The sequence below is a fragment of the Planctomycetota bacterium genome, assembly GCA_035574235.1.
GTDB lineage: Bacteria > Planctomycetota > MHYJ01 > MHYJ01 > JACPRB01 > DATLZA01.
The window spans coordinates 1-6,212 of sequence record DATLZA010000010.1 but is presented as its reverse complement, the minus strand read 5'-3'; the positions used below and the strand labels follow the sequence as shown (position 1 = coordinate 6,212).

9 protein-coding genes are annotated in these 6,212 nt (G+C 69.4%); 4 read left to right on the top strand and 5 right to left on the bottom strand.

Annotation, left to right across the window (positions count from 1 at the left end; genetic code table 11):
- A partial coding sequence (locus tag VNO22_00720; protein ID HXG59871.1) for a SelB C-terminal domain-containing protein occupies positions 1–874 on the top strand: 874 nt, incomplete at its 5' end.
- A 12-nt stretch (positions 875–886) separates the two neighbouring features.
- Here the strand turns inward: VNO22_00720 and VNO22_00715 are convergent.
- The 5 genes from VNO22_00715 to selD all read right to left on the bottom strand — a co-directional run bounded on the left by VNO22_00715 (position 887) and on the right by selD (position 4,710).
- Positions 887–1,360 carry a peroxiredoxin gene (locus tag VNO22_00715; GenBank protein ID HXG59870.1) on the bottom strand — a complete coding sequence of 158 codons (474 nt, stop codon included), beginning with the start codon at positions 1,358–1,360 and terminating at the stop codon, positions 887–889.
- Positions 1,361–1,486: 126 nt separating this feature from the next.
- Positions 1,487–2,086 (bottom strand): redoxin domain-containing protein, encoded by a 600-nt coding sequence (locus tag VNO22_00710; protein HXG59869.1) that lies wholly within the window; start codon positions 2,084–2,086, stop codon positions 1,487–1,489.
- A 26-nt stretch (positions 2,087–2,112) separates the two neighbouring features.
- Positions 2,113–2,913, bottom strand: coding sequence for a protein-disulfide reductase DsbD domain-containing protein (locus tag VNO22_00705; protein ID HXG59868.1), 801 nt, complete (start codon positions 2,911–2,913; stop codon positions 2,113–2,115).
- 208 nt (positions 2,914–3,121) lie between these two features.
- The gene (locus VNO22_00700) at positions 3,122–3,640 is read right to left on the bottom strand and encodes a TlpA disulfide reductase family protein (protein ID HXG59867.1); all 519 of its coding nucleotides are present in this window, start codon (positions 3,638–3,640) and stop codon (positions 3,122–3,124) included.
- A 14-nt stretch (positions 3,641–3,654) separates the two neighbouring features.
- A complete protein-coding gene (selD, locus tag VNO22_00695; GenBank protein HXG59866.1) occupies positions 3,655–4,710 on the bottom strand; it encodes a selenide, water dikinase SelD in 1,056 nt (351 codons plus the stop codon).
- Positions 4,711–5,101: 391 nt separating this feature from the next.
- Here selD and VNO22_00690 point away from each other — a divergent pair, with 391 nt between their 5' ends.
- From VNO22_00690 to nuoB, 3 genes are all read left to right on the top strand, one after another.
- Complete coding sequence (locus VNO22_00690) at positions 5,102–5,293, top strand: hypothetical protein (GenBank protein ID HXG59865.1); 192 nt, start codon at positions 5,102–5,104, stop codon at positions 5,291–5,293.
- 17 nt (positions 5,294–5,310) lie between these two features.
- Positions 5,311–5,892, top strand: a complete 582-nt coding sequence (locus tag VNO22_00685) for a peroxiredoxin (protein ID HXG59864.1) — start codon at positions 5,311–5,313, stop codon at positions 5,890–5,892.
- 13 nt (positions 5,893–5,905) lie between these two features.
- On the top strand, positions 5,906–6,212 hold a 307-nt coding region (gene nuoB, locus VNO22_00680; GenBank protein ID HXG59863.1), incomplete at its 3' end, for an NADH-quinone oxidoreductase subunit NuoB.

Below are 6,212 nucleotides of genomic sequence, written 5' to 3'. Positions count from 1 at the left end.
CGGCCGGATCGTCGAAACCGGCAACCGCCGGCGGCGGCGCTCCCGGCCGGAGGATCTCCGGGCGCTCGAAGCGGCGTCCTCCCGGTCCGAGGGACCCGTCGAGGAGGCGCTCCGGCGGCACGGCCCGAATCCCGCGCGGATCGAAGAACTGTCCGCCCGCCTCGGGCTTTCCGAAAGCGACGTCCGCGCCTCGCTCGAGACTCTGCGCGCCGCGGGGCGCGCGGCCCTTCTTCACGACGGCCGGGCCGTCCACGAGGAAGGGCTCCGCCGGGCGTCCGACCTCGTCTATGGAGCCGTGGACCGTTTCCACCGCCGCCATCCGCGCCGGAGGGGGCCGGCCCTCGACGCGGTCCTCGAGGAGCTTTCCGAGCTCGACGACGCGCTCTTCTGGGAGGCGACCGCCGCGCTGGTGCGCTCGGGACGGCTCGTCGCCGAAGGCGGGCATCTGCGGCGGGCGGACTTCTCGCCGGTCCTTTCGCCGCAGGAGAAGCACACGTTGCGGGAGCTGGAAGGGGAATTCCTGCGGTTCGGCTTCCAGCTGCCGACGCGGGCGGAAGTGTTCCGGCGCCTTCTGCCCCGGCACGGGCCGGCGGGGGCTCAGCGGGTTCTCGACCTCCTCGTGGACCTGGGGGCGGCGGTCGCCGTCGGCGAGGGGCTTCTCCTCCACGAAGCCGTGCTCGAGCGGGCGCGCCGCGCGGTGGGCGAGGCCCTGGACCGCGAAGGGCCGCTGGAGACGCCCCGGCTCAAGGAGGTCCTCGGGGTTTCGCGCCGCTACGCGCTTCCGATTCTCGAGCGCCTGGACGCGATCGGCTTCACGGAGCGCGTGGGGAACGCCCGCGTGCGGCGCGTGCCCGCGGAGCGGCCGCTCGCCTGAACGCCGCTTCCCCTACGCTCCCGCCCGGAGCGCCTCCAGGACCTCGCCCGGATGGGCCGCCGCGTCCCGCACGGTCTTCCAGTGGCGCTTGACCTTCCCGTCCGGACCGATCCAGACCGTGGAGCGGATCACGCCCTCCGTCGTCTTGCCGTACAGGGTCTTTTTCCCCCACGCCCCGTAGGCTTTGAGCACGCGGCGCTCCGGATCCGCCAGCAGCCGGAAGGGCAGCTTGTACTTGTCCCGGAAGCGCGCATGGGAGGCTTCGTCGTCGGGCGAAATTCCGAGGACCACGGCCCCGGCCTTCTCGAGATCGCCCCAGAGATCCCGGAAGCCGCACGCCTCCTTGGTGCAGCCGGGCGTGTCGTCCTTCGGATAGAAGTAAAGGATCACGTCCTTGCCCCTCAGGGACTCCAGCGAAACCTCCCGGCCGTCGGCGTCCTTGAGCGTGAAGGACGGCGCCTCGGCCCCTTCGCGAATCTTCGCCATCGTCGGTCCTCCTCCCGATCCTCCGGGGGAACCCTACCGAACCCCTCCCGCTCCGTCAAGAAAGCGGGCCCCGCGGAAGGATCGACCCTCCCGCCGGGGCCCGCGGGACGCCGTTTTTCGGCCCGACTAGCCTTTGTACTTCACCGAGCAGCCGTAGGGCTTCGTCGTCTCGGGCGACACCTTCTGCCCCGCAACGATGGCCTTCACCGCCTTGACCACGTAGTTCTCCGCCCCCGGCTTCTTGCCCGAGGGGTCGTCGTCGATCGCCCCCGCGTAGCGGAGAACGCCCTGCGCGTCGATGACGTAGAGATGGGGCGTCGTGCGCGCGTCGTAGATCCGCCCCACCTTGCCGTCCGTGTCCATGAGCCCCTTGGCGTCGATGCCGTTCTCCTTGAGATACGCGGCGATCCTGTCCGGAGTCATGTAGTGCGTCGTGCTGATGGGCAGATAGACCACGTCCGGCGAAGCCGCCTTGACCTCCTCGAGCATCTTGCGGACCACGCCCGTCGTGAAGACGCGCTTGCAGACCGGGCAGTCCGGATTGATCCACTCCAGCACCACGATCCTGCCTCGAAACGACGAGAGCTTGACGGACTTGCCGTCCGTGTCCGGCAGAGTGAAGTCCGGGGCGGGCTTGCCGACTTCCGCCCGGACGTCGTCGGCCGCCGCCGTCCCTGCGGCCGCCAGGAGCGCTCCCAGCGCCAGCGCGATGCGGGAAACCTTCATGGGCTCCTCCTTTTGCAAAAAACCGACTAGTCCTTCGAAGACACGACGACCTGGATCTCGTAACTGGGATCGCGATCCCCCTCTCCGAGCGCCACCAGACCCGCGACCACGGGAGGTTTTCCGCCCGTCTCGTCCGGCCGAACCGCCGCGGGAACGCTCAGCCGGAACGATCCCTCCCGGATCTCCGCCTCCGGCGTGCCGAAGCGGACCCCGGGCCGCTCGTCCGGGAAGAAGCGGACCTCCCGGAAGCGTCCCGCGGGGCCGGAAACCGTCAGCGTCCCCTCCCGCCATTCCGCGCGGACGCCCGCCGCCTCCGAAAGCGGGCGCGGAAGCGCCTCGAGATCCGCCGCCCAGCGCGCCGCGTTTCCCGCCGCCGGGGGCGCCACGCGCGCCCGGAACGTCCCCAGAAGGCACGCCTCCTTGCACACCATGGCGGTGACGTGGACCTCGAGGTCCGCCAGATCGGCCGGGCGCCCTTCCGGAGGCACCACGGAGACGAAGAACACCGCCCGCCCCTCGTAGCCGTACACGGGTTCCCGCGCCGGGCCGAACCGGCGCGGCCGCGGCCACCGGACGGGCCCGGCCCGGAACCCTTCCGGCAGCCGAAGCTCGATCTCCGGCGCCATCCCGGAGGATCCCGGGTTTCTCCAATACACGTGCCAGCCCGGGCGGATCCGCAGCTCGAGCGCCACCGGGAGCGGACGGCCGGCCACGGCGGCGTCGGCCGCCGCCTCGGCCCGCAGCTCCACGAGGTCCTCGACCTTCACCCTGTCCTGCGCCGCCGGCAGGAGAAGAAAAGCCCAGACGCCGCCTGCGATCCGATTCATCGCGCCCGCCTCCGCCCTGTCCTTGAAGAAGAGGCCGCACGGTCCCCGAGCCCGGGGGATTCGGGGAAGACCGAGTTCGGAAAACTTCCGGAAGGTGGACGGCTACGCCGTCCGAGCGCCGCCGGGGGCGGCTCAGCCGAAAGGAAGGAACCGCATGGGCATTCTTCAGAACGACGCCGCGGGCGACCGGGTTTCAGAAATCCGGCGCCTACGGCTTCTTCTCCTCGAGCAGCGGCCGGACCACCTTCTCGAACTCCTCGGGCGCCGCGTAGCCCACGTGCTTGTAGACGATCTCCCCGGCGCGGTTCAGCACGATCGTCGTGGGAAGCGCCTCGACGGGGCCGATCTTCCCCTCCAGAGCCCCCACCGCCTTCTTGATCTCGTCGCCCTGAACGACCACCGAGAGATAGTTGACGCCGTTCTCCTTCACCCACCGGTCGTGCACCGCCTTGTCCTGGTCGTAGGAGAACCCCAGGATTTCAAGCCCCTTGTCCCCGTACTTCTTCTTCAGCGCGACGAACCCGGGAATCTCCTTGCGGCACGGAGGGCACCACGTGGCCCAGAAATCGACGATGAGCACCTTGCCGTCGAAATCCGCCGCCGAGAGCTTCTTTCCGTCCGGAAGCGTCAGCGACCAGTCGGGCCGCTTTCCGAAATCCTTCTCCTGAACGCACGCCCAGACCGGAAAAGACAGGACCGCGCCGAACACCGCCGCCGCTGCACGCATGCCGTTCTCCTTTCTCAGCGTTCCCTCCGAACCACCTCGAGGCCGGGAACCTCCGAGGCGAAAACCTCTCCGACGACCGCGGCGTCCCGCACGCCGCGGGAGCGCAGGGTCTCGACGAGCCGCTCCGCCCGGTCCGGCGGCGCCGCCAGAAGAAGCCCTCCGGACGTCTGGGGATCGGCCAGAAGCCCCCGCTCGGGGGCCGAAAGCCCCGGGTCGAACCGCACCGCGCTTTCGAGAAGCGCCTGATTGTTGGCCGTGACGCTCGTGGTGATCCCCGCCTCGAGCAGCGCCAGCGTCTCCGGAAAGACCGGCAGACGCTCGAAGAAAAAGCGCAGCCCCGCCTTCGACGCCCGGGCCATCTCGAGCGCGTGCCCGCCCAGACCGAACCCGGTGATGTCCGTGGCCCCCCGAACGCCGAACTCCACCATCGTTTCCCCGGCGGTGCGGTTGAGCTCGGCGAGCTTCTCCAGGACCGGACGCAGGCGCTCCGCGGAGACGCGCCCCCGCTTGGCGCCGCTCACGTAGACGCCGCTTCCCACGGGCTTGGTGAGCACGAGAAGATCCCCCGGCCGCGCTCCCCCCTTGGGGGTGTACCGCTCGGGGTGCACGATCCCCGTGACGGACAGCCCGTACTTGAGTTCGTCGTCGCGGACCGTGTGGCCGCCGACGAGGAAGGCCCCGGCCTCCTCGATCTTCGAGAGCCCCCCCTGAAGGATGCGGCCCAGCGTCTCCGCGTCCACGCCCCGCGCGGGGAAGCAGCAGATGTTCATGGCCGTCAGCGGCCGGCCCCCCATGGCCCAGACGTCGGACAGCGAGTTCGCCGCCGCCACCTGACCGTAGAGATGCGGGTCCTGGCAGATGGGGGTGATGAAGTCGAGCGTCTGAACGAGCGCGAGATCCGGCGTCAGGCGCCACACGGCCGCGTCGTCGGGCTCGTCCAGGCCCACGAGAAGATCGGGATGGCCTTTCGGGCGGATCGCCGACCGCAGATCGCGCAGAACGAGCGGGCTGAGCTTCGCGGCGCACCCGCCGCTCTTGGCGGTGCTCCAGATGTCGCAGACGAGCGTCATGCCGTCCTCCGGCGGAAAAGGCAAGCGGGGGAAAAAGAAACCGGCCGTCAGGCCCGGGGAATGGCCACGCCATTCGCGCCCGTGCCGGCGCGTCAGCCGAAAGGACGGGGCATCGCGCGCACTCTATCCGGATCGAACCGCTTCTTCAAGCGCTTTATTCCCGAAATGCGCCGGGCGGCCCGCGGGGGGCTTGCACTCCGAGCCCCGCCGGGATATAAAGAGTCCGCGATGAGGCCTCCGTTCACCTGAGCCGCCGCCCGGCGCGAGGCCCGGGCCGGCCGTCGGCGCTGACGAACCGTTCGTCCGCCCCCGCCTTCCCGGCCTCGTTCTCCGAAGCGGTCGCTTCGCCCCCACACGGCTTTCTCCCGGCCTTTTCCCGGAGATCCCGTCGATGAATCCGGAATTCTGGGCGTTTTTGTGCCCCGGCTGCAAGGAGTCGCTCGACCCGGCGCAGGCGCGGGCGTTCGAATGGAGCATCGCGTGGCTCCTGACCCTCGTCTACGGGGTCGGAGCGTTCATCGTGCGGGCGGTCCTGCGGGCGTTCCGCGAGGACCGCGCCGCCGCGCCGGCTTCAAGGTCCTGATTCGCAAGGAGGAATTCATGGCCACGCTCGTCGGCAAGCCCGCCCCCAAGTTCAAGACCCAGGCCCTCGTCCGCGGCGAAATCCGCGAAATCTCCCTCGACGACTGCAAGGGCAAGTGGGTGCTCCTTTTCTTCTATCCGCTGGACTTCACCTTCGTCTGCCCGACCGAGATCGTCGGGTTCTCGGACCGGTACGGCGAGTTCCAGTCCCGCGGGGTCGAAGTGATCGGCGTCTCCATCGACAGCGCCTACTGCCACCAGGCGTGGTACAACACCCCGCGCAACCGCGGCGGCATCGCCGGAACGCCGTTCCCCATCGCGGCGGACGTCACCAAGACGATCTCCCGCGATTACGGCGTCCTCGACGAAGCCAAGGGGATCGCCCTCCGGGCGACCTTCCTCATCAACCCCGACGGCCAGGTCGTCCACGAAACCGTCAACTTCTTCAACGTGGGCCGCAGCGTCGATGAAGCGCTCCGGATCGTGGACGCCTTCCAGCACGCCGTCAAGAGCGGAGAGGTCTGCCCCGCCGGCTGGACCCCCGGAAAGGACTCGATCAACACCAAGGACGCCCAGCGGTATTTCGCCAAGGTCAAGTGACCGGGAGGCTCCGATGAGCCTGATCGAAGGAAAGTTCGGCAAGAACATCGTCATCACGTCCGTGGACGCGGTCGCCAACTGGGCGCGCGCCTCGAGCCTGTGGCCGATGCTCTTCGGCATCGCCTGCTGCGCCATCGAGATGATGGCGACGGCGGCGTCGCGCTACGACTGGGACCGGCTGGGGGTCATTCCGCGGGCCTCGCCCCGGCAGAGCGATCTGATGATCGTGGCCGGGACGGTCAACGCGAAGATGGCCCTCGTGGTCCGCAAGCTCTACGAGCAGATGCCCGATCCGAAGTACGTGATCGCCATGGGCGTCT